Genomic DNA, 21,960 nt, shown 5'->3' on the forward strand with positions numbered 1-21,960 from the left:
CAGCATGCACCGCCACAGCATCCATGCTGTGGAGGGTTCCTATTGCCCTAGCACACCATCTATAACGAGTTCGTACTGGGGGGTTCGCTGCCGCATCCTTGCGGCAGAGGGTCATGAAGCAGACTCTTCAACCACCATCAGAAATTTTGTTTAGCAGCGTGCTCCGCCACAGTATCGATTCGGCGGCGGACGCATTAATCATTTAAGGTTAGGCGATAAGTGGAGCGTTTGATTCGTTAATGGCGAACTGGATCATGGCTTTATTTTTTCCACTACTTTTAGCCATATAGAGTTGCTTATCTGCATTTGAAAAAATCGAGTCGAAATCTAATTCAGACTCACTTTTTTCAAAACCGCCTAAGCTAATAGTGATAGGAATGTTGTTACCGTCTGAAGAGCTAATTTGTTTGTTTCGGGTGGCGTCTACCAATCTATTTGCAGCCTGAGTGGCGGTTTCTCTACTAGTTGAGGGAAGGTAAACAATGAACTCTTCTCCTCCATAGCGCGCAACCAAATCTTCTTCGCGAACTTGTGCTTGAAGCACAGAAGCCACATGAAGAATAACTTCATCGCCTATATTGTGACCGTACGTGTCGTTAATTTTCTTGAAGTCGTCTATATCCACTACGAAGTAAAAACCTTGGGTCTGTTTATATTTATCTAGGCTGCTATTAAGTCCGCGGCGATTGAGTATTTGTGTGAGCGGATCTATGTCTATATTCCGTTCAGCAACCTTCAGTCGACGGTTTACTTTATTGGCGTTTATGATGACAAAACCTAACAAACATACAAAAAAGATAAGGTTCGCAATAAGTACTACGGAAAGCTCCATTAAAGGTCTTGCAATGGCTTCAAAGGGGTCGCTTTGTGCGGCAAAAGACCATGTTGGAATAATTCCGAGTAGCCAAGTGACTAACCGTAAGTTACTTAGCTTCATCGGTAAACCTTATCGCTGACAAGCTAGAGCCAAACCCGATTAGGGAAAAATAAAGCATTCCGAACACACCTGAACCTAGGAATGGACCAATTAACTCTTCATGAGAAGTCATATTCAGTAGTAACTTTGCTATTACCAAGTGGGTTACGCCCATCAGTAGTGCCAAGAGAGACACTAGCTCTGCACTTAACGGCTTTATAAAGTGATGAATGAGATACAAGCCTGTGCCAAAGAGTAAAACCGATGATAATACGTAAACGCTTAGAAGCTGACTGAAGCTTACGCTCCACCGCGAAAAAGCTAGGCTTAGATGCCAAAACTCGGGTAAGGCAAACAGAGCAAAAATATCGATGGTTCTGATGATTTCAAATAATTCATCAGGGGTAATACTAGTGAGGTCATTGGTGTCAGCACTGAAAATGAAGGCTGAAGTTAATAAAGATAGTAAACCTAGCATAGCGCTGCTAACGCAAAGTGTTACTAGTTTAAACTTTCTATCCATGAAAATTGGGTGTCTACTATTCTAAGTGAAGCTGAATTTCTATACTAATTGAATTAAGAATGAATACAAACCTAAAAAGTATAGGGTTTGATATCAAGGTACGGCTTCTGATTTAGGTGAATTCAAACATGATTAAAATGAGCGTAGCAATTTATTTCCTTTCGATGTTTGAGTGCTTAGTTAGCGCTTACGCCTTGGCAGACACTATTGAAATAGACAGCATAAAATACACATCGTCCATTATTGAAACAGGGGCTGGGCAACCAACGATTATTGCGTCGGATATTAACGCTGATGACTACCAAGATGTGATAATCGCGAACGCGTCTGATAATAATATTATCACTTACCTTTCAGACGGTAAGGGCACCCTAAACCGAGGCGGAAGTTTTGCTGCAGGGGATAGTCCTTCAGGGTTAGCGATATCAAATATAAACGCAGACGGACACGTTGATGTGGTTGTTGCCAATCATGAAACTTCGTACATTACTTTGCTCTTTGGCAGGGGTGATGGAACCTTTGTCGAGCCTTCGCATTCCCCTTTAAATATTAACGTAAAGCCTCATCCCCACGTTGTGAAATTAAGTGACCTTGATGGTGATGAAACGCCAGATTTAATTGTAGATAACAGAAATCACCATGGGCTTCTGGTACTAAAAGGCTTAAGCAAGGGAGGATTTAAAACGCCCGGTACGGTTATTGATGCCGGTGGGGACCCATACCGAGGATTTGCTGTTGGCGACATCAATAACGATGGTTTTGAAGATATGGTTACTCCAAATCAGCGAGATATTGGCGTATTGCTGAATACTGGCGATAAGCAAATGCGCTTTTCTTTAAGCAAGTTAGTCCTATCGGAATCGCCCTTTGTTATTGAGCTTGCTGATATGAATGGGGATGGAAATCATGATGTTATCGTAGCGACAAATGGCAGTGTGATTACCATTATGCTGGGCGATGGGCGCGGTAATTTTCTTAAAGCCGCTAAATCAGAAATTAATGCTTCTACAGGTGCAAAGCAAATTGCCACGTGCGATATAAATGGCGATGGAATTGATGATGCGTTAATTAGTAGTTGGTCAGGTGAAGTGCTTGCAATATTGGGAAGTAAATCTTCATTTGACGCTATCAATTTCAAACACCCGCAAATTCAAAACCCTTGGAGCCTCGCCATTTTGGATATAAACCAAGATGGTAAAAGTGATTTTGTCATTGGGGATGGTGACAGTAAACGGGCTGCTGTGTATGTTAGTGTTATTGAGTTGTAGATGTTGAATTATTCGGAGTAACTTCAAGGCAATTAGCAACTTTAAAGTACTTAACAACGTCTAAACAAGTATTCGTGCGCTAATAAAAGGGAAATTTATGTGGGAATATAAAATTATAAATTCGTCAGATGCTAAGAGAAGTGGTTTTCTAACAGGGCTTACTGTCGAAGATGTTGAAAAGTATCTGAATTCACTAGGTAAGCAGGGCTGGGAAATTATCGATTTAGATTTTCAAATGGACCCAACAATGCCTGGAGGCCCTACGCATTTTCATGGCGTAGCGAAAAGACCGAAATAATAATGTTGAAGCTAGTTGAGCTAAACTTACAAGGAAGCTGGGTACACTATGTTTTTAAACGAATGTGAGTTGGAAGCAGGTTCAGTTTTGCTGGTGCCTTTGAAGCAAGAACACGCTGATGATTTGTCAGAGGCAGCATGCGACGGAAAATTATGGGATCTCTGGTTTACCTCGGTACCACAGCCTGAGTCTATTAACGCCTATATTTCAGTTGCATTGCAGCAACAAAAAGATGGCTTGTCCCAACCCTTCGCAGTGGTTAACAAGCTAAGTGGAAAAGTGATCGGCAGCACCCGCTTTTGTAATATAGATAGTAAAAACAAGCGAGTAGAAATTGGCTATACCTGGTATGCAAAAAGTTACCAGCGCTCATCGGTTAATACGGAATGTAAATTAGCCTTGTTGAAATACGCCTTTGAAGTGCTCGACGTTATTGCTGTCGAGTTTAGAACTCACTGGCATAATCTTGGATCGCGAAATGCAATTGCTCGTTTGGGAGCAAAGCAAGACGGGGTACTTAGGCAGCATCAACGGCTCCCAGATGGTTCGTTTAGAGACACAGTGGTATTTTCTATTATTGACTCTGAATGGGCGGCGGTAAAAAATAACTTAACGCATAAGTTGGCGAGTTACCCGCAATAGCACCAAGTTGTTAGCGTCGTTAGCCAGAAGGTAAGTCATGCCCAAAATAGTCGTGTTCGGTAATTCAGGTTCAGGAAAATCGACCTTGGCCAAGAACTTGGTAAAGGTTCACCACATCGCGCATTTAGATTTAGACTCGGTGGCTTGGGCACCCTCAAATTCGGCCACAAGCCCACCTAGTCGCATGCCTATTAACGAATCGACGGTGCTTATTGAACGTTTTTTAACTGACAATACATGCTGGGTTATTGAAGGATGTTATTCCGATTTGCTCGCTGAAGTACTGCCTTATGCCGATGAACTTATATTCTTAAATTTACCCATAACCCTTTGTGTCGAAAACGCTAAGGCGCGCCCTTGGGAGCCTCATAAATATGAGTCTAAGCAAGCGCAAGATGCGAATTTAGATATGTTGATAGACTGGATAAAGGAATATGAAAATAGAACGGATACCTTTTCCAAGCAGAGTCATCAAGCTCTGTATGATAGTTTTAACCGAACAAAAACGATGTATACGACAAACACGACGCATGCTGTATGAAAAAGTTGATATGAAAGATATGAGTTAAAAAAAGACAAGACCCATAATATAAAGAGTACAGCAGTGACCTACGATGAGTTTAATCATTATTGTGGCAGCCTAAAGGCCACAACCTATGTGATGCAATGGAACAATTCCCATGTGTGGAAGGTGGGCGGGAAAGTATTTGCCATAGGTGGCTTGAGTAAGACTGATGAGCCCGCGTATATCTTTAAAACCTCAGATCTTAATTACCATTTCTTGAGTGAGAAACCTGGGTATCGCCCCGCGCCTTATTTTGCGTCTCGAGGCATGAAATGGATCCAGCAATTTGGCGTCGCTGAAGCTCAAATTAAAAAGCCCGTTGAACTAGGTGTAGAATATCTCGACGAAGAGCTTAGCTATTATCTAAACGAGTCTTATAAAATAGTGTCCCTAGACCTTACTAAGAAAAAGCAGAAAGAACTAGGGTTGAATCAGATACAGTAACAAGTAGTGCTGGACAAACTTGTCTATTCTCGTCTGTATAAGTTGTACTAATTTTCTGCTGCTATCCATTCATTGATGTTATCTTCTAAAATTGTGAGTGGAACAGCACCACTACCTAAAACCACATCATGAAATTCACGAATATCGAAATTTTCACCAAACGATGCTTCAGCTTTAGCGCGTAGTGCTTTAATTTTCAATTCTCCCACTTTGTAGGCAGTGGCTTGTCCTGGCCACACAATATAACGGTCTACTTCAACAGTAACATCATGTTCTGTCTTGCCTGAATTGGCCATGAAATAGTCGATAGATTGCTGGCGAGTCCAACCAAACACGTGTATTCCGGTATCGACCACCAAGCGCATAGCGCGCCACATTTCAAAGGTAAGTTGACCAAATTTTGAATAGGGATCTTGATAAAACCCCATATCTTCACCCAAGCTCTCGGCATATAACCCCCAGCCCTCTACAAAACCGGTATACATAGGGATTTTGCGGAACCATGGCGTGTCTTGCATTTCTTGTTGCAGTGCAACTTGTAAATGGTGGCCTGGAACAGCCTCATGCAAAGTCAGTGCTTCCATCTCATATTTTGGCCGCGATGCTAATTGGTAGGTATTGGCAAAAAAATTGCCTGCTCGGCCTGCGTCTAATGATCCCGGTTCATAATAAGCGGTAGTTTGAGACTTTTCAGCATAAGCTGGTACGGGAATAACGCCGTATGGCGTTCTTGGCAAAAGGCCAAAAAGCTTGGGTAATTCAGCATCGGCTTTTTTCGCAATGTTTCGATACTCTCGGAGTAAATCTTCAGCATCAGTAAAATAAAATTGCGGATCGTCACGTAAGAAATGTAGAAATTCATCAAAACTACCCTCAAAGCCAGACGATGTAATTGATTGTTCCATTTCTTTGCGAATACGGGCTACTTCTTTTAAGCCGAGTTCATGTATTTGCGTTGGGGTTAAGCTGGTAGTAGTGAACTCTTGAACATTAACTGTATACCATGCCTTACCATTAGGTAAATTCGATAAACCAATAGTTTCACGGGAGCGCGGAATGTACTCTTTCACCACAAAGTCGTGAAGCATTTCGAGTGACGGATGTACGCTATTTTTGACAATTTTCTGTGCTTGCGCTTTCAGTGAATTGAAAGTTTGCTGTGATACCATTTCTGGTTTACTTGCAAAGGCGGTAAGGTAAGGTGATTGTTCAATATCAACTGCTAGTTGATTGTTTATAATATCGGGGATGTTAGTTAAGGTTACCTTTGGCGGAGTAATGCCTTCCTCTAAGCCCAGCTTCATCCATTCTATAGTGTGGGTGACCTCCATTTCTATACCGGATAATCGGGCAATAATATTATTCAAGTCGTGCTCATTTCGCACAGGCATCATTGCTAGAACTCTAGCTGCATCTTGATAGATGCCAGATAACTGATCGATAGGCATTAGCATACCATCAAATTGTTCACGAGCGATTTCTGTCTCTAGAGTGTATATAAGTATGGTGAGATTAAGGCGGTCTTCTTTGCTTAAATTTGTGGGGTCGATGCTTTTAAATAGGTTGAACCATTTATTGGTCTCTTCTGTGTATTTCTCATGTCGCGCTATCGACGAATCAGACCATTTATCTTGGTGCTTCTCAAAGCCCATATAAGTGCCTAATTCTGGCCATAATAATAGGGTGTACTCGAAGTAGAGTTCAGAACTTTTCGCTAAGCGTTCGCCACTATTTAACATGGCTTCATTGGTAGTAAGCGATGCTAACTCAGTTAACTGTTGATTACGAAGTTCATCAGTTTCATTGGCTATTGCGGGTGAAGCTTTAAAAATAGAACAGTTAATTAAAGTAATAATAACGACAAAAATAACGATGCGGTGCATAGAGATAGTCCTTTTTAAGATAGATACAACGGTGCGGTAGAAACACAATTTAGTTTTGTAATGTCATCAAACATTACTCACGTACAGTACCTGCTCTACTCAAAACTCCTCTGGTGAGGAAACTCCATTTTGCATTCACACTCAAGGCACTCGCTCAAGTATAGAATAAATGACTGAAAACACCTCTTAGTTAGGGCGTGGGGGAGGCTGAGGCCGAAAATTAGTTGGGAAACCGCGCTTTTACAGACATTTTGCCCCGCTTTTAATAACAACCTACTTCCGCATTCGCGTAAAATAGCGGAAGATAGGGCGATAATTTAACATGGCCTGCCAATCGTTAAAGGCCATTAATAACAGGGTAAGACCATGCCAAAGGCAAGTGAAATTAAAAAGAATCACACCATCGTTTATGGTGGTAAAACATGTATTGTTAGAGATATCGAACGGTCAGTACCTCAGGGCCGTGCGGGTGGTAGTATTTATCGCATGCGTATGTACGATGTGGTTAGCGGCGCTAAATTTGATGAAACATTCAAAGATTCAGACATGTTAGATATGGCTGATTTGGTTCGTCGCCCGGTGATGTTTTCTTACATTGATGGCGACGAGTATGTATTCCTCGATAACGAAGATTACACGCCGTATCACCTAAATAAAGAAAGCATTGCTGATGAAGCTTTGTTTATTAATGAAAAGACCGAGTCTATTCAGGTGTTAATTGTAAGCGACGTGCCAGTAGCGCTAGACTTACCAATGAGTGTAGAGCTTGAAGTGACTGAAACCGATCCTTCTATTAAAGGTGCTTCCGCTACCTCGCGCACCAAGCCTGCTACGCTATCGACTGGCCTAGTGGTTCAAGTACCTGAGTACATCAGTACTGGTGAGTGGATAAAGGTAAACACCGAAGAGCGTAAATTCCAAAGTCGCGCATAGATTCACGAATTTTAGTTGCGCCTTGTTGAGAATATCAAGGCGCAACTATGTCGTACTATTATGAACCTCTCGCTTTAGCTTTTAAAAAGCAAACGCATATTAAACGATGCGTTGTTCCTTCGAAGCCATAGCTACGCACTGTCAGAGTGTAAAATACGAAAACATATTTATCCCATCAGGTGTTTTCACTTACGCAATTACCCCTCAGTAAATTAGTCATTTGAGCCAGTGCCGGTCGGTGTGTAATCGGATAATAATAGCAATACCATTAAAACCGTTACTGCACCTGAAAGTGGATTTTCGCTATACGGGTTATCAGGGCCTTCGGTAAAACAAGGGCAAAGTATTATGACCATTGCGAAACCAAGTACTCGCCCGTGATCGGCATCTAGTAGTGCGAACTTATAAACTCGGAAGTAATGAACGTGGAATTTTTAATTTTTTGGCTAACTGCTGACGGCGCTATTTCATTACCTACCGCCGTTATGCTTATTGCTACTTCTACTATCACTTCACTCATAACGGCCAGTTTTGGTATAGGTGGTGGTGTGTTGCTTATTGCAGTAATGGCGGGGAGTTTACCTGTATCTGCGCTTATTCCTGTGCATGGGTTGGTTCAACTTGGCTCAAATGGTAACCGAGCGTTGATGACCTTTCGGCATATCGATTGGTCTATGGTTAAATTCTTTTCACTGGGTGCGCTACTCGGAGCTGTATTGGCGTCTTTTATTGTAGTGCAGCTACCGTTAGTGGTTATTCAGTTTGCGGTGGCGGGCTTTATTTTGTTTTTAGTTTGGGGCAGCAAACCGAAAGCCCAAGAGATGCAGCCTACGGGGCGAAGTTTGGCAGGGATGATGACTACGCTAATTTCTATGTTTGTAGGCGCTACCGGGCCGCTAGTTGCTGCATTTGTGCATCGAAATAACTACAACAAAATGCAAATAACCGCCACGATGGCATCGTGCCTTACTTTTCAGCATGGCCTAAAAGCGTTTGTCTTCACCTTCGTAGGTTTCTCCTTTTTTCAGTGGCTAGGATTAATTGTTGCCATGATTATAAGTGGTGCAATGGGGACTTACGTTGGCTTAAAAGTGCTGAATAAAATTCCAGCTGAGAAATTTTTAATACTGTTTAAGGTCATTGTTACTTTGCTCGCTCTGCGCTTGATTTTTCAGGCAACAGCTGGCTTGTTTTAGGTTAGCTGCCTTCTCTTATTTAGCTAAGTAAGAGAAGCTGAAGGTAAAAAAGGCGTGAACTTCACGCCTTCGTTGTACATCGGTGACGAGTTACCCTAAAAGCGATAGCTCGCTGACACCTGCCATTCCCTGCCTGTTCCGGGTAATTTGTCTCCTACCGCAACATCAGCATCTGATACGCGATTAACCCCCGCAGTATGAGCCGTATAGTATTTATCAAACGCATTTTGAAGCTGTGCCGACAGGCTAAAGCTTTGGCTTAGCTGCCAGCGTGCGCCTAAATGTATAAGCCCGTAACCTGCTGTACTACTTTCGCTTTGTAAGGCAGAGGTATGATTTTGTGCGCCCACTAAATGCGAGGTAACCGACAGCATAAGCGGGGATTGCATTAGCTCACTTTGCCACTCTATACGAGTCGTCAATTGCTCAGGGGCAATACGAAATAGAGCGTCGTCTATGTCGTCTCGATTACCATGGTTAACACTGGCGGTAGAGGTTAGCAGCAAGTTATTCAATAGTTTGCCGCTAATCGTCACGTCTAGTCCTTTAATAATGGCATCTGTGTTTGTCCACTGAAATGGCGTATCCGACCCCATCATAGTCGAGAACATAATTGCGGCGGTATTACTGCTCGGTGTGCCAGCAATGTAGTCTTCTATGTCTTGGTAATAAAGCCTGGGTGAAACGGTCCAATCGTTTTTGCTGTAAGTAATACCAAACTCAAACTGACGAGCGGTTTCGTTATCGAGTTCAAGATTGCCAATGTAATTGAAACCGTCAGCCATACCACCTGTAATGCCTAACGGTAACCAGGTGTAGCGTTCGTAGTAGTTAGGCGCGCGGTTCTTTTGCGATATACCCGTAAATACTGTCACCGTGTCGCTAACGGGTATTTGAATGGTGGCCGCTGCATCTAGCATATTGTAGGTTTCACTACGTTTGGCATTGTTAAAGTTAGACGCTAGCATGGCCACGGCATCGTTCATCATCACCATGTTAGAGCCTATTGCATCGGCATCCATATCTACTTGAGTGTAGCGAAGGCCCAGCAAATAGTCGGCCGTATCGGTTACTCGGTGCCACTCGGTAAAACCACTGAAGGTATCACGAGTAATATCTGTGTAGTTGTTAATGTAAAAAGCACTGTTATTCGGGTTGGTAATAACAGAATTATTTCGGCTGTGTAAATGGCTAAATCCTACTTCAAGTTCACCATCAAGGGCCGGGGTAACATAGCTTGCCTCTACACCTTGACCGAGAGAGTCGGCGTCGTTTTGTCTGGCCATACTAGCCATTGAAACCGCGCGCTGTGAAAAATTATCCATGGCGTGCTGATTACTATTCCCAAACACACTTACCTTCAACATGCGCTCGTCATCGGCTTGATATTGATAACCCAAGCGATACCACGCTGCATCTATGAAGGCGATATCCATCGCAAGGGCTGCAGTGCCACTGTCGTTAGTATTCAGCGTTTGGTAGCTGACATCTAGGCTATGCTTGCCCCAACTATAGCCCGCGCGAAGCTTTCCGCCGTTTCTTTGATACTGAGAATTAGGGATGGTTATGCTTGAGCCTGCATCGTTAGAACCAGCCTCACGCTCGTCGCGCTGCTGGTGGGTAAATGCGCCGCTAAAAAAGCCATTGTCTGTGCCATAAAATGCATTGGCCTGGTACTGCTGTGCATCGCCGGGTGAAAACATACTGGCGCTGGCATTAAATTGCAGACCGTTAGCCTCTGAAAATAAGTGACTGGCATCGGCACGAATTTCCAATTTACCGCCTAAGGTTTCAACCCCAGCGCTTACCGGTACTATTCCGCGATAAAGTACGGCCTGAAGACCGGGTTCGGGTAACACATGTGAAAGCGGCGAATCCATAGCGTTAGGGCCTGCACCCGCGATATCTACGCCATCAATAGTCACGCCGACTCTGTCACCATAAAGGCCGCGATATTGGATTAACCCTGTCACCGGACCATTTCGAGAAATAGTCACGCCGGGTAGCGTAGCAAGCTGATCGCCATAGTCAGCTTCAGTATTGGTAGAGGCGGAAACTGGTGCATTATTGGTAAGGGTTAGCGGCTCGCCAATAACGGTAATAACTTCGTTTGAAGAGGTGTCTTGAGCATACAAAAAAGGAGAAAAGCCAGCAGTACATACTGCTAGTGCAATGGCTGTTTTTTTCATAATTAGTCCATGTTTAATTAAACAACGTCAGCGATAAAGCTGATAAAAGCGCGTTATAAATAAAGTGTGATGGGAAAACTATGAAAGAGGTGGAGCACGGGAGAGCCCAGTCGCGTAGGCGTATGCCGTATAGGGGCGCTGTGCAATTGCAGTAGCAAGGTTATTAAAGCGAACAAAGGTGATTAAAGGAAGTGATAAGTCAGGCGCCGTGACGGCGTTGGGTAAATCAGAAAGCAGGCTGTTGGTACAGTCAATATGTTCTACCGGTATTTTGCTGATATCTACACTAACAAAAACAAACTCACCAGCATATTCAGTCGCACTTAACGATATCCAGCGCATGGTATTGCCGGTACAAATCAATTCTATATCGCTGCTGCTGTCATTAAACTCGGTAGTAAATTGCTGCGCCTTTTCCATTGATACAGCCGCAAGCCCCAAGGCCATTGCGTTTTGCAATAGCAAGGTTAGGCAGAGTAGCAATGCGAAAAAAGGTTTTAATGACACAACAGTCTCTAATTCTTTTTTATTTTATTAGCAGCAATACATTCAGCAGTTCGCTTGTCTTGCAGTAAGTCGCATATTGCTGATCCTACTTTCATCATACGCTAAATAGTACAATAGAAAAAAGTTTAAAATAAAAAAGGCGCCTCAACGGCGCCTTAAACACACATGTATAACTTGTTTTTAGAACTTAGCGCGTAGCTGCACACCGAAGTAACGGTCTGCATCACGCGGGATTTGATAACGGAAGTTATCGCCACTGTAGGTAGTTACATAGCTTTCGTCAGTTAAGTTCTTACCAATAAGGCTGATGCGGTAGTCATCATCTTGGAACGAGAACGCCAAGCTTGCATTTAATAGCGCGTAATCAGGAAGTAACGCTGCAATGTCCTCTTCGGCCGATGAGCCAGGTGCACCTGCGAAAATTTCATCAGTGTAAACGTACGAGCCGTTTAAGATAATATTCATGTTCTCCAATTCCCAAATGTACTCACCGGTAACTGAGTATTTTAAGTCAGGAGAGAATGGCAAATCAGCACCTGAACTGCCTGTACACTCGGTATCGGTTACTGGGCATAGGAACTCATCAACTTCGGCGTCAACCTTTGATAAGCCACCTGTGATAGATAGGTTATCTGTAGCTTGCCACATGAAATCAAACTCAACACCTTGAGTAGTCACTGAGCCAGCATTGGTTAAGCGCGTAATAGTAACGCCATCTAGCAATTCTGAGTTATTCGCTTGGAAGCCATCGATATCAGTTCTAAATATTGCCGCGTTGAAGATGAAGTCGCGACCGGCATACTTATAGCCTAGTTCGTATGCGTCAGAGGTCTCTTCACCAATTGGAAGCGTGTCTGTTTCTGACATGTTGTAGAACACGTTAAACGCAGGGCCTTTATAACCTTGAGAGTAAGTGAAGTAGGTCATGCTGTTGTCAGTTAAATCGTATTGTAGACCCAATTTTCCTGAAACATTAGTTTCGCTGGTACTACCTGAGAAATCAGTTTCGGCACTACGTACGCCAACACCGGTGCGGCTGTATTGGTCGTTACTGCTACGGATGTGCGAGTAGCTTACTTCGTCATCGGTATAACGAATACCAAATAATAAGCGTAAGTCGTCGTTTACGTGGTATTTACCGTCGGCAAATAGTGCCCAGTTATCAAACTGCGTTTCCATGTAAGCGGTAGCACTAACAATATCGTTTGAGTTACAGCTTAGGCTTTCATCAGCAATGTACTGGTTTATTTGATCGTCAGTCGGGTCTTCAATTCCAAACGTGTCAGTTAAGTATGAGCTAATAGCAGAAGAGAATTGCCCTGCATTATCTTGACAACTTGCGTCACGAGTAAAGTTACGTTCTGATTTTTGTGTCCACCAGAAGGCACCTAATTGATAATCCAATGCATTACCTAAAGGTGAAGCAATGCGGAACTCTTGTGAAGTTTGCTTCCAATTTTGTGCGCCAACATCGTGTAACTGGAATGGTTCATCAAATACGGGGAATGGACGGGTACCGGCTGTTGATGTGAAGTCACCTTCACGGTATTCAGTATTGTCCCAATCACGGTAAGCGGTAATTGAGGTAAATTGATGGTCACCAAACATGGTATCAACTTGAACAGAGAAACCCGTGGTTTCATCTATGGTGCGCGTTTCAAAGTCGTGATCGATAAGGCGCTGATCTAAGTCTAAGTCGCCAGTACCTGTACTATCAGGTAATGCTGCAGAATCAGGATGACGGCCACTTGGTGATAGTTCTAAATCGGCGCAACAGTTGTCGTTCGACTGCATGTTTTCAAAAATGAAAAGCACATCAGTGTCGTTACCTGCTTCGATATCGAGCATGGCACGCATACCTTCTTTATCGTAGCCGTTGGTCATTTCATTGTTGTAAACGTTTTTAATATAGCCGTCGAACTGAGATTTAAGTACGGTTAAGCTACCACTTACATTATCGTTTAACGCACCAGATACACTGGTTTTTAAACGGTATTCATTGTCTTGAAACAAAGACACTTCCGCGGTGCCTTCAAATTCATCAGAAGGGCGTTTAGTGGTAATGTTAACCACACCGGCAGATGCGTTTTTACCAAACAAGGTGCCTTGCGGTCCACGTAATACTTCAATGCGCTCAAGATCGTACAAATCAACAAACGCTTGGCCTGAACGACCTAGTACCACACCATCTACTACCGTCGATACACTTGGCTCGGCTGCAACACTAAATGAAATTGTTCCAATACCACGAATGGTAATCGCTGAGTTTCTTGTGGTATTACCCTTTCGGAAACTAACGGAAGGCACTAGCGCTTGCAGGCCTTCAATGTTTGACGCGAACGCTGAGTTAATTTGATCTTCACGTAATACTGAAACGGCAACCGGAACTTCATTTAAGCTTTCTACTCGTTTTTGCGAGGTAACGGTAATTTTTTCTACTAATCCTTTACCTTCAGTAGGCTCTGCTTCTTGTGCGCTGGCTGCAAAGCCGATGGTCATACAAGTACCGATGGCTAACGCCCGAGTAATACTTGAATGTAATGTGCTAGGTTTTAGTAACATGGTGTTCTCCACGAATTCTTTTTATGGGTTTAGGCCTGTTATATCTGCCGTGTGTCCGACGGTCTTGTCTTCAACTTTGCTTTCGATGTAGTTAACGCGTAATGCTTATTTATCTTATTGTCTTGCTCATTTGTCTTATATAAGACAGAAGATAGTCAAAATTTAACCAAAAAGTAAATAAATTGCAATCTTTTTGTTAAGTGTAGTTTTATTTTTGTTAAAAATGATGGGTAGGTATTGGGTTGTAGCTATATATTTGTTTTATAAGTTTTTTAGGTGTTTTATTTACTTAATTTATTCACTGTGAATAGTCGGTATATATTTTATTTATACAAGTTTATAACAATAAGAGTGATGGTATGTCTTACATTAGACCTTCATATTGAGTGTAAATAGCTAAATAAAGTAGGGCGTAAGTAGACGCGACTTCACTTAAAACCGATTTCGGTTAAGATGGTTTCTGAGCTATCTAGAAAGTGTCATAGTTGTATGAGCATAATTCGTAATTAAACTAGGAATACCAAAAATGGATGGAAGGATGTTAAGTATGGGCATGAGTAAAAGTATTTTGTTTAAAGGCCTATGTATTATGTTGTGCATGGGTAGTGCTACAGGCAGTTATGCAGAGAATAGAATTGATACTCAACGCTCTGATGCACCAGCACTTTCGGCCTATGGCGAGTATGCTATTGGGGTTCGCAAGCTTGAGGTGGTTAACCCTAAGCAGATTGATATTCTTGCTCTTGACGCCACTAAGGCTAGGCCAGACCCACTTCCTACTTATGACCGCCCACTAACCCTAGAGGTTTGGTATCCGGCAGAGCAGGGTAGTACGGGCAATACAGTGTTAAACGCATTTATTCGCGATGGCAAGCAGCAGGTTGAATTGCATGGTAAAGCAGTAAGAGATGCTGTGCCTTTAGACACGAAAAAATCCTTTCCGTTAGTCTTGGTATCTCATGGATACCCTGGTAACCGCTTTTTACTGGCGCATTTAGCGGAAAATATCGCATCTAAAGGCTATGTAGTGGTATCGATTGACCACACCGACTCTACCTATCGTACACAAGCGGCTTTTGCATCTACGTTAGTAAATCGCTCTGTCGATCAGCTATTCGTGCTATCGCAAATTGAAAGTATGGCGAATGACGAAGATTCATTTTTGTACCAATTAGCTGATGCGAGCAACACCGGTATTATTGGCTATTCTATGGGTGGCTACGGCGCAGTAATAAACGCAGGCGCTGGCATTACTGAGCAAGCGGTAAATAGCAAGCTGGGTGCGCCATTTGGTACGTTAGCTCGCCATCAAACCGGTATTAGAGACAAGGTCGACCCTCGTGTCAAAACTATTATTGGCTTTGCACCTTGGGGCATGAACTATCGCATGTTTAACTTAGACAGCGTGGCTATTCCTATGATGCTGGTGGCAGGTTCACAAGATGATGTATCCGGGTATAAAAACGGCGTGCGCGCTATTTGGGAAGGAGCAAAAAATGTCGACCGCACTTTGTTAACCTTCGATAACGCAAACCACAATGCAGGTGCAGTCATGCCAGCCCCCGAAGCGTCTTTCGTATTTGATGAAGCATTAGGTTTCAATGTGAGTGAACACTACATAGATGCGGTGTGGGACAACGCCCGTATGAATAACATTGCACAGCACTTTGTTACCGCATGGTTAGGTAAATACCTTAAAAATGATAGTGGCATGCAAGCTTATTTAGACCTAGTACCAGTATCGAATGACGGCGTGTGGGCCATGGGTGAAGATGGAAAGCCAAAAGCAGAACATACGTATTGGGAAGGCTTCCCACATCGCACAGCGAAAGGGTTGAGGTTGGAACAGTTGCCAGCAGGGCAATAGGGCTTTCGACGTTTTATACGGCGGCTTTGAAGTTGCTAGCGTAAAAAGCAGTCATAAAAAAGCAGTTACAAAAAAGCGGCCTAGAGTTAACCTCTACGCCGCTTTTATTTTTTCTAGTAAGTGCTTTAGCTTTCAAGTAAAGCTTCTAACGACAGCACTTAATTACTGTTTTAGGCCTACAACATTAGAAGGTGTAGCGCGCACCGAAGGTGTAGCGAGGACCATATTGGCGAGCAAATAAGAACTGCTCTTCAAAACGTCCGTAACCTTGTTCAGTTTCATCGTTAATGTTCACACCTTCAAGGAAAACGGTGAGGTTTTCATTCACATCGTAGTTCACGCTAGCATCAACTTGCCCATAAGTATCGAACTGGGTTGCTGGGTTATCTGCAGACCCTTGCGCTTGGCCAATTCCCACAACGTAGTCAGAACGCCATGCATAAGTCACCTTCACAGATAAGCCTTCTTTTTCGTAAAATACTTGGAAGTTAGCTGAGTCACTAATACCCACAAGCGGGTTTTGCTCAGAGCTTAAATCGTAAGGGTCATATTTTACATCGCCATCGACCAAGGTGGCGTTTGCACCTACACCAAAGCCAGTGTCACCGAAGGTATGTTGAACTGCCAGCTCAATACCTTCAACTGTGCGCGTATCGCTTAGATTACGAGGCTTAGTCACACGCCATGTAATTAAAGGATCATCAGCGTTAGGGGTTACTACGCCATCAGCATCGGCATAGCCGTTGTCTACAAAATATCCATAGATGGCGCTATCAGTCGCTTGTACGCCAGCAGCTTCCAAAGCAGATACCGCTTCGTTCCAACGTGGGCCTTGGTAAATATCATTCAAGCCGTCGAAGGTTTCTTCAGATGCTGAATAATCAATATAGTTTTTAACTGACTTCCTGAATAAACCGACAGACGCGTAACTCGCTTCGTCGTAGTACCATTCAAAAGAAAGGTCTAAGTTAGTTGATTCATATGGCAACAAACTTGTGTTGCCTTCGGAAACAGTACGAGCACCAATTTTAGGGCTTCCACTGAACGAGCGGCCACCTTGTAGTAAACCAATAGGCGCACGAGTAATAGACTTACCCCAAGAGAAACGGGCAACTACGTCGTCGGTCACGTCTACTTTTATATCTAACATTGGTAACAGTACGTCGTACTCACCGGTGAAGTCTTGAAGCTGCAAGTCAGCTTCAAACTGGGTTATCCACTCTGATGCCGCTACCCAATTGATCTGTGTTGGTACGCGAACTTCGGCGGCACTGGGTACTTCCGTCTCTTCATAACGTAGGCCAGCGTTTACCTGAACATAGTAATCGCTAAGTTCGAATTCCCACTCAGTTTGTACATAAATAGCGTCGGTGGTTTCTTCAACATTACTCACTGACGGATCGCCACTAAAATAAGGGTCAATCGAGTAAGCATTGCTTTCACCTACCACGTCAGCGGTAAGGTAAGCGAGTTGACGAGCAATAGCTTCATCAAAGTCAAAGGTGTAATAGTACCCGGGGTTCATGTCCGCGCCGCCGCCAGAGAATGCATCTAAGAAGCCACTGGTGTCGTTTCTGACGAACATGTCGTCTGGAAAAATTTCAGTGAAAGAAGGGTTAAAACCCGGTCCGCCACGTAAGCCACTCCATGCCGTAAACCCTGTTAGGGTTTGCTCGGTACGTGCAATACCGAAATCAATTTTTACCAATGGAATATCAAAGGTTGAGTTGAACCATGTTCCATCTAATTGAAGCTGCTCAATGTCAGAGCGACCTGGAGAATAAATAAATTGGCTGAAGTTAGAATCAATTTCACCTGGGTTAATTTCGTTGGTGCCGTTATTCCAGTTAACGTAAACCTGTGGAATTTCGCCCTCACGGTAATCATATACCTTAGAAATAAGCTGATCAGACCCCAAAATAACTTGGCCTGAGCTACCTAGCCCTTCATCATAGCCATTATCTGTTTCATTGTACGAGTCGTGGTAATCAAGGGTGAAAAACCAGTCGTCATTTAATTCCCAGTCTAAATTTATACCCAGAGAGCGAGCATCTACCCGTGTGGTATTTCTGCTTGCGGTAAATGATGCATCGTCGCCGCTAATATCAGCATAAACCGCAGTGCCGTTCTCATCTAGTTCGTAGGCGTTTATGTTGGCGCCAAAGTTATTCCATATACCCCACCCAACTGTATTTGTGCCAGTAGTAGCGCGGGTGGCGGTGTAATCAACGGTAGCAGTGAAATTATCGACAGGGCGGAATTGAAAGGTAACTTGACCATTTGAGCGTTCGCGCTGCACATCATTAATGCTGTAATTCATGTCTTTTGCAAAGAATGCAGCATCAGTGATATTGGTACGATTATCTACAACGTTAGCAGCATCCAAATCTGGAAGGTCTGCGTTTTCTTGCAAAACCCAACCTTGTACGCTGGCGGCTTGTTGTTGGAAATCGCGCTCTTGATGAGAAAAAGACACCCCAAAACCAAACATATCGTCAACGAAAGTGTTGCTGTAAACACCAGCAATTTCTGGTGTTACATCATCGCCTTCAACATTAGAGGTATCGTAAATGCCTTTTGCAGAAAACGAAGCTTGTTGACCAGGGCGAGAAAGAGGCTTCATGGTAATGATATTTACTGTCGCACCTAATCCACCACTTGGGTTTTCCGCACGGGCTGTTTTGTGTAACTCAAGAGTACTAACCCCTTCAGAAGACAAATTCTCTAGGTTAAATGAACGGGTAAAACCTGTACCTGGCATTTGACGACCGTTAAGTGTCACCAAGTTAAATTCTGGGCCAAAACCACGCACTGTAATTTGGCTACCTTCACCGTTAGAACGACTGATAGTCACACCGGTAATACGCTGTAACGATTCTGCTAAGTTGGTATCAGGAAACTTCCCTAGTTCTTCTGCCGATATAGCATCTACAACACCGCTTGAGCTGCGCTTTAAATCCATTGAACGAATCATACTACCGCGAATACCGCTAACTTGAATAACTTCAACTTCACTCGGTACGCTGTTGTCTGAGGCAGCCGTTTCTGATGTTTGAGTTTCTGGTCTTTCTACTTCTTGCGCATAAGTGGAAAATGCCAAAGTTGAACCCAACAATAAAGCCATTGATGTGGCGAGCTGGGTCTTTTTAAACGTTGTATTTTTCATAATTGACCTACTAAGTCTTTATCAATTTATTGCTGCCGCTTGAGTGTGCATGCGGCAGAAGCTTTGTTATTGCGCTGCAATTTCAGCATTATCTACACGGTATACGGCACCTTCACCTTGTCCCCATGCTGGGAATATCATCACAACATCGATAGCGCTTATGTCTAAGCCTGCGTCATACAATGTTTGAAGTGGGAAGGTATAGGTTTGCCATTCGCCAGTGACTGGATCATCACCTTCGAGGCTATCTGAAATTGGAAGCTCCACGGCACTTGATGTATCGCCAGACTCAATTTTAAATAACCAAGGGGCTGAAGCATCGTTAGGCGCCGAGCTTACTTTCATTTCAAAACGCACTACGCCTGTTGAAAGTAATGAATAGGCATCAAAGTACACATCGTCGTCGGCAAGAAAGCCCATCACAGTAGGTGTTGCGCCAATGCGGAATTCAGCTACTGTGCCGTGGTCGGCATCATCCACTTCTTCTGTAGGCGTAGAACCGCCACAGCAGTCCCAAATTGACCATTGATCAGCCGCTGTATCAGCGAATATAGTTAGTTCGGTTGCAGCAGATGTATCACCATCTGGGTGATAAAATTTCACGTTATCTAAGCGATAAACTGCCCCTTCACCTGCGCCCCACGCTGGGAATACCATAATGACATCAATGGCGCTTAGGTCTAGGCCAGCAGCTTGTAAGTCAGCAATAGGGAAGGTATAAGTTTGCCATTCACCGGCAGCGGGCACTTGTCCTTCAACGCTATCAGAGATAGGTAACTCAACCGCAGTGGCACCGTCACTAGACTCAATCTTAAAAAACCATTCTGCACTGGCGTTATTTGGCATGCTAACTACGCGCATATCAAATTGTAATAATCCGCCATCGGCCAACGCTGAAGCATCAAACGGCGTATCGCCACCACCTGACGCTGAACGAGTGTTAAAGCCCATCACAGTAGGTTCTGCGCCAATACGAAACTCGGCAGTTAAACCATGTTCTTCATTGTCGATTTCTTCTGTAGGAGTTGAACCGCCGCAGCAATCCCACATTGGCCAGTCAGGGTTCATTTCATCTTCGAATATCACCAATTCTGGGTAGGCAGACTCTTGCGAAATTTCAACATTTGCTAAACGATAAACGGCGCCATCGCCTGCACCCCAGTCGGGGAATACCATAATTACGTCAATAGCACTGGTATCTAGACCTGCATCAGCTAGTGCACTTAAAGGAAACTCATATGACTCCCATACGCCTTGCTCAGGTGTATCGCCAGCCGTTTCATTAGGACCTACATAGCCATCGGCTAGTGGTAATGTAGCTGCGGTAGTACCTTCGCTACTTTCTATCTTAAACGACCAATTCGCGGCAGTATCGTTAGGTGCTGACATCATCTTCAAATCGAATTTTACGCTACCGTTTTCTTCCATAGGTGAGGCGTCGAAGGGGGATGCTTGACCTACTGGGTCAGTAATAAATAGCTCGCGGCTAATAAAACCCATCACCGTAGGTTCTGCACCAAAGCTGAATTCATATACCTGACCTTCAGCGCTATCTTCTACTAACACTGGTGTTGAACCACCGCAGCAGTCCCATGCTGGCCAATTAGGGTTGGTGGTGCCGTCAAAAATAGTGAGATCTTCTGCAATGCCTGTTGAAGGCGGCGAAGGAATAGGGGCCGCACCTTCTACCAATGCATCGTCTAGTGAGTCGTAGCCCGGACGAACGGTTTCACATCCTGCGCCTGTATCTGGGTTTGATGCGCATTCGTAAACCCGAACATAGTCGATATCAAAACTTTGGCCATTTTCAAATGCACTGGCATCAATGCCCGTTTCGTTTACCGCTTCAGGCCACTCTCCACCTACCGCAAGGTTTAAGATTAGGTAGAACTCTTGATCGTATGGTGCGTTGTCCCAATGAGTGACTAGCTCGCCAGTACCTTGCTCGAAGTACTCGGTATACCAACCACGATGTGACAAGCCCGTAGCTTCGCCATTACTGTTGTAACGCACTTCAGAACGACGCTGAGTGGCATACAAGTAATCGTCCATATACCAACGAATTTCACCTTCTTGCCATTCTATCGCGTAGGTATGAAAGTCATCTGCTGGGTTTGCGCCATCAGGCAGTGAATAGGCTTGTCCTGAGCTATCGTTGTTTGGCCATTCCTGACCGTAATGCAAGGTGCCGTAGATATGCGCTTCAGGATTGCCATCTGCATCGGCAGCTTTAAGGTTAACCGCTTCAAAAATATCGATTTCACCTGAACGGGGCCAGCCACCATACACTTCGTCGGTAGGCATCATCCAAAATGCTGGCCAACTGCCTTGACCCGAAGGCATCTTAGCGCGCATTTCAATGCGGCCATATTTAAAGTCTGCTTTGTAACGAGTAATTAAGCGGGCTGAGGTATAAGGTTTTTGTGAACCCTCTTCAGCAGGTAATGCAACAATGCTTAATGCACCATCACTCACGAAGGCGTTTTCGTCGCTATCGGTATAGCACTGGGCCTCATTGTTACCACCGCCATCGCAGTTAACTTCGTGTGTCCAGTTATTATCATCAATAGAAGCGTCTTCAAACTCGTCGCTCCATACTAGTTCCCAGCCTGTAGTGGGAACACTAGTGTCAACCGCATCTATATTTGTTGAAGTGGTTGCGCCGCCGCCACAGCCAACCAATGTTGTGACCGCTAACGCGGCTGCAATCCGAGAAAGTTGAGTTACTTTTATAGTCATTATCTTCAGCCCTAGTACCAAGTAAATGGTTATCTAAAACGCCGCATCAGCCACGTTATGTTATTTTTGTAAGCGCTTTCATTTGGGGTTGTAATTGCTTTTTGAAAGCGCTTACATAATATTAATGCACGTTAACAGAAAGATCAATAATGCATTTCACCATTTTTAACATTTAATTTACCTTTGCGGGTAGGGTTTAAAAGTGAGGTTATTTTAAAGTACATGATTTAATTAAGATTTATATTTATCGTCTTGGTTTCTA

The 21,960-nt window shown here is 43.8% G+C and carries 17 protein-coding genes; 8 read left to right on the forward strand and 9 right to left on the reverse strand.

All coding sequences use genetic code 11. The features are described 5' to 3' along the window. Window positions 1-208: 208 nt before the first annotated feature. Together Q4561_RS15545 and Q4561_RS15550 are read right to left on the reverse strand one after the other, a co-directional pair. Window positions 209-937 carry a GGDEF domain-containing protein gene (locus Q4561_RS15545; RefSeq protein ID WP_303461818.1) on the reverse strand — a complete coding sequence of 243 codons (729 nt, stop codon included), beginning with the start codon at window positions 935-937 and terminating at the stop codon, window positions 209-211. Continuing rightward, window positions 924-1,439 carry a hypothetical protein gene (locus tag Q4561_RS15550; protein WP_303461820.1) on the reverse strand — a complete coding sequence of 172 codons (516 nt, stop codon included), beginning with the start codon at window positions 1,437-1,439 and terminating at the stop codon, window positions 924-926. The genes Q4561_RS15545 and Q4561_RS15550 overlap by 14 nt, the downstream gene beginning before the upstream one ends. Window positions 1,440-1,567: 128 nt before the next feature. Here Q4561_RS15550 and Q4561_RS15555 point away from each other — a divergent pair, with 128 nt between their 5' ends. The 5 genes from Q4561_RS15555 (at window position 1,568) to Q4561_RS15575 (ending at window position 4,656) form a co-directional block, all read left to right on the forward strand. Further along, entirely contained in the window at window positions 1,568-2,707 is a 1,140-nt protein-coding gene (locus tag Q4561_RS15555; protein ID WP_303461822.1) for a VCBS repeat-containing protein, read from the forward strand. Between the two features lie 97 nt (window positions 2,708-2,804). Next, entirely contained in the window at window positions 2,805-3,005 is a 201-nt protein-coding gene (locus Q4561_RS15560; RefSeq protein WP_303461824.1) for a DUF4177 domain-containing protein, read from the forward strand. Between the two features lie 48 nt (window positions 3,006-3,053). Next, window positions 3,054-3,647, forward strand: coding sequence for a GNAT family N-acetyltransferase (locus Q4561_RS15565; RefSeq protein WP_303461826.1), 594 nt, complete (start codon window positions 3,054-3,056; stop codon window positions 3,645-3,647). 37 nt (window positions 3,648-3,684) lie between these two features. Beyond that, window positions 3,685-4,188, forward strand: a complete 504-nt coding sequence (locus Q4561_RS15570; RefSeq protein ID WP_303461828.1) for an AAA family ATPase — start codon at window positions 3,685-3,687, stop codon at window positions 4,186-4,188. 63 nt (window positions 4,189-4,251) lie between these two features. Then, window positions 4,252-4,656 (forward strand): MmcQ/YjbR family DNA-binding protein, encoded by a 405-nt coding sequence (locus Q4561_RS15575; RefSeq protein WP_303461830.1) that lies wholly within the window; start codon window positions 4,252-4,254, stop codon window positions 4,654-4,656. Between the two features lie 47 nt (window positions 4,657-4,703). On the opposite strand, the gene Q4561_RS15580 is transcribed toward Q4561_RS15575, so the two are convergent. Then, window positions 4,704-6,539, reverse strand: a complete 1,836-nt coding sequence (locus Q4561_RS15580; protein ID WP_303461832.1) for a DUF885 family protein — start codon at window positions 6,537-6,539, stop codon at window positions 4,704-4,706. A gap of 366 nt (window positions 6,540-6,905) precedes the next feature. On the opposite strand from Q4561_RS15580, the gene yeiP reads away from it, so the two are divergent. Continuing rightward, window positions 6,906-7,472 carry an elongation factor P-like protein YeiP gene (yeiP, locus tag Q4561_RS15585; protein WP_303461834.1) on the forward strand — a complete coding sequence of 189 codons (567 nt, stop codon included), beginning with the start codon at window positions 6,906-6,908 and terminating at the stop codon, window positions 7,470-7,472. Window positions 7,473-7,684: 212 nt separating this feature from the next. Here the strand turns inward: yeiP and Q4561_RS15590 are convergent, their stop codons facing one another. Continuing rightward, a complete protein-coding gene (locus Q4561_RS15590; RefSeq protein WP_303461836.1) occupies window positions 7,685-7,828 on the reverse strand; it encodes a hypothetical protein in 144 nt (47 codons plus the stop codon). 69 nt (window positions 7,829-7,897) lie between these two features. Between Q4561_RS15590 and Q4561_RS15595 the strand changes: the two genes are divergently transcribed. After that, window positions 7,898-8,668: a sulfite exporter TauE/SafE family protein gene (locus Q4561_RS15595; RefSeq protein ID WP_303461837.1), complete on the forward strand. Its 771-nt coding sequence runs from the start codon at window positions 7,898-7,900 to the stop codon at window positions 8,666-8,668. Between the two features lie 95 nt (window positions 8,669-8,763). Here Q4561_RS15595 and Q4561_RS15600 read toward each other — a convergent pair whose 3' ends face one another. From Q4561_RS15600 to Q4561_RS15610, 3 genes are all read right to left on the reverse strand, one after another. Then, on the reverse strand, window positions 8,764-10,857 hold the full coding sequence (locus Q4561_RS15600; RefSeq protein ID WP_303461839.1) for a TonB-dependent receptor: 2,094 nt from the start codon (window positions 10,855-10,857) through the stop codon (window positions 8,764-8,766). Between the two features lie 78 nt (window positions 10,858-10,935). Beyond that, window positions 10,936-11,364, reverse strand: a complete 429-nt coding sequence (locus Q4561_RS15605; protein WP_303461841.1) for a hypothetical protein — start codon at window positions 11,362-11,364, stop codon at window positions 10,936-10,938. Window positions 11,365-11,544: 180 nt separating this feature from the next. Continuing rightward, entirely contained in the window at window positions 11,545-13,926 is a 2,382-nt protein-coding gene (locus Q4561_RS15610) for a TonB-dependent receptor (RefSeq protein ID WP_303461843.1), read from the reverse strand. A gap of 526 nt (window positions 13,927-14,452) precedes the next feature. Between Q4561_RS15610 and Q4561_RS15615 the strand changes: the two genes are divergently transcribed. After that, window positions 14,453-15,793, forward strand: a complete 1,341-nt coding sequence (locus Q4561_RS15615) for a dienelactone hydrolase (protein WP_303461845.1) — start codon at window positions 14,453-14,455, stop codon at window positions 15,791-15,793. Between the two features lie 184 nt (window positions 15,794-15,977). Here Q4561_RS15615 and Q4561_RS15620 read toward each other — a convergent pair whose 3' ends face one another. Together Q4561_RS15620 and Q4561_RS15625 are read right to left on the reverse strand one after the other, a co-directional pair. Next, entirely contained in the window at window positions 15,978-18,959 is a 2,982-nt protein-coding gene (locus tag Q4561_RS15620; protein WP_303461847.1) for a TonB-dependent receptor, read from the reverse strand. A gap of 66 nt (window positions 18,960-19,025) precedes the next feature. After that, a complete protein-coding gene (locus tag Q4561_RS15625) occupies window positions 19,026-21,698 on the reverse strand; it encodes a glycoside hydrolase family 16 protein (protein ID WP_303461849.1) in 2,673 nt (890 codons plus the stop codon). Between the last annotated feature and the right edge of the window lie 262 nt (window positions 21,699-21,960).

It is taken from the genome of Alteromonas sp. 1_MG-2023, from assembly GCF_030547075.1.
GTDB lineage: Bacteria > Pseudomonadota > Gammaproteobacteria > Enterobacterales > Alteromonadaceae > Alteromonas.